This window comes from Westiellopsis prolifica IICB1 (assembly GCF_004323185.1).
Taxonomy (GTDB): domain Bacteria; phylum Cyanobacteriota; class Cyanobacteriia; order Cyanobacteriales; family Nostocaceae; genus Pelatocladus; species Pelatocladus prolificus_A.
Genome location: NZ_NAPS01000002.1, coordinates 2,155,872 through 2,157,374 on the forward strand (window position 1 = coordinate 2,155,872; position 1,503 = coordinate 2,157,374).

The 1,503-nt window shown below is 42.6% G+C and carries 1 protein-coding gene; it reads right to left on the reverse strand.

The features are described 5' to 3' along the window. Nucleotides 1-39: 39 nt before the first annotated feature. Nucleotides 40-1,302, reverse strand: a complete 1,263-nt coding sequence (locus tag B4U84_RS23570; RefSeq protein ID WP_278248349.1) for a mannosyltransferase family protein — start codon at nucleotides 1,300-1,302, stop codon at nucleotides 40-42. Nucleotides 1,303-1,503 lie beyond the last annotated feature (201 nt).

Sequence of the window (1,503 nt, forward strand, 5' to 3'; positions counted from 1 at the left end):
CCCGCTCCCCGCTCCCCGCTCCCTGATCCCCAATCCCCTTCACCCAACCCAAAGTTCCTGGGCAAATCGGACGGAGAAACTGGCAAGTAAAATCGTGAAAAAGCACAGGGTTAAGTATCCGTAACGAGGATAGCGAGACAACAATACACCAAGGGCGATGCTGAATGAAACTATTCCGTAGACAATGCGATTAAGTGACCAAGTTCCACCAGAGGCAAAAATTAATCCCAAACCACAGAAACCATAAATTACTGTGATCAAAGTTAATTGTCTACGTAAATGCCATAACAAGTAACCACCACCTAAAACTGACAAAGTGTTAAGCAGGGGATCACCTACGAGTATCCATAAAAGTAAAAATAAAGCTGCAAAACAATAATCTACTTTCGCTGCACCCAAGCGTTGGCGATCGCGCCAGATTAAAAAACCAATTAAAACGATTGCAGTAAATAATAGCGGATGCAGGGGATCTTTAATCCAACCGTGTTTCCAATTAGCTGTGCCGATTGTAATTTGCATCAGCATTTTCCACCAACCCTGCCAATCAAATCCCAAAGAAGAACGCCAGCCTTTTTGGGCGTGAATAAATGCCAAAGGATCGTCAAATTCAATTGCACAATACAGGCTAAATAGCAATATTCCCGTAGCAGTGACTAAACCAGCAAAATAAGCAAGAGGCGATCGCTTTTGTTTCCAAGCAGTAATTAAAAAAGCCGGGATCAATGCTAACCCTGTAGGACGTGTCGCTGTAGCCATTGCTCCCCAAAAGCCACTCCAACCATACTGATTCTTGTCAAAAGCCCGTAAAGCTGCCGTACTCAAAAATAAATATAATCCCTCAGTATAAATTACTGCTGTAAACAACGACGGTGGACACCATGCCAGTACAGCTGTTGCCCAACGTGCGCCCTGTATACTGTGAAATTCTTTCAGCCAAAAATACACACAATAAAGTGTGGCTAAAAAAGCAACATTATTGACTATCACTCCTGCAACTTCAAACGACAAGCCAAAATTCATCATTCCCCGGACAATCAGAGAAAATAAGGGGAAAAAGGCTATATTGTGTCCTTTACCATCATCCAGGTATTCATAACCAGAGGTAGTGATATTACGGTAATGAATAGTATCCCAAGCATCAAAAACCCCCCAGCCAAAAACAGCTGCTTTTCCTCCTGATGGTGCATCCAACAAAGGAGCAAGCAATAACATAGCACTCCAAATCACCAGTCTGGTCGAAAACCAGATTGTTATGGGAAAGAGTAGATCATTTTTTAACAGGTATTTTTTGATATGAAACATAAAAGGGATCGGGGATCGGGGGTAAGGGATCGGGGATCGGGGATCAGGGATCAGGGATCAGGGATTGGGGAGCGAGGACTGTACTGAGTTTTGTTCAAAAATTAAATATTAGTCCTAATATTCTATTTTTCAATTCTCAATCTCCCATTCCCAATTCTCAATCCCCAATTCTCAATTCCCAATTCCCAATTCCCAATCCCC

What these genes read in the sequence shown, in the direction of transcription:
- B4U84_RS23570 (WP_278248349.1), bottom strand. Translation starts at nt 1,302, where the DNA reads ATGTTTCATATCAAAAAATACCTGTTAAAAAATGATCTACTCTTTCCC.